Below are 533 nucleotides of genomic sequence, written 5' to 3'. Positions count from 1 at the left end.
CGTTCAATTTTATAGAGTTTCTGTATCATCATCAGCGCCTTTTCGGCCCTTGGGCGATCGTTCTGCAATGCTTTTTCAAACTCACGGCGTGCGTGTGCCCAGCATGCCAGATGGGTGATGCCCTTCTTTTTGCCATATTTATCATATGCCGCATATCCATCCGTCTGCAGGTAACCCTTAAAGTTATCCAGCATGGATTTTGGTACATGCCCTGCGCGGGATGGATTGTAATCAAAAAGAACGGTCTTGTCCAGAGGCGAATGGTACACCCAATAGTATCCCTGATGGGCAGCGCCTTTTTTATCACTGTCCAGTACTTTTATCGGTGTCTCGTCTACCTGTAAATATCCTTTTGTTTTGGTGTCGAAGATCAATTGTTCATAAAGCGGCTCAAGTTTGATCAGGGATTCTTTTGTCCAGCCCTCGATGGTCGAGGAGGCGATCTGTATGTTTTCCCTGGCAAAGATCTGTTTCTGTCGGTACAGCGGGAGGTGGTCCTGATATTTTCCGGTCAGTATCATCGCCAATAAGCC

General features: G+C 46.9%; 1 protein-coding gene. It reads right to left on the bottom strand.

Annotated features, from left to right (window positions below; genetic code table 11):
- Window positions 1-533 (bottom strand): IS66 family transposase (gene tnpC, locus C5745_RS19900; RefSeq protein WP_117584419.1); only part of this gene is annotated, 533 nt, incomplete at both ends.

Origin of the sequence: Sphingobacterium haloxyli, from assembly GCF_002980525.1 — a bacterium.
GTDB lineage: Bacteria > Bacteroidota > Bacteroidia > Sphingobacteriales > Sphingobacteriaceae > Sphingobacterium > Sphingobacterium haloxyli.
This window is presented reverse-complemented; position numbering and strand designations above follow the sequence as displayed.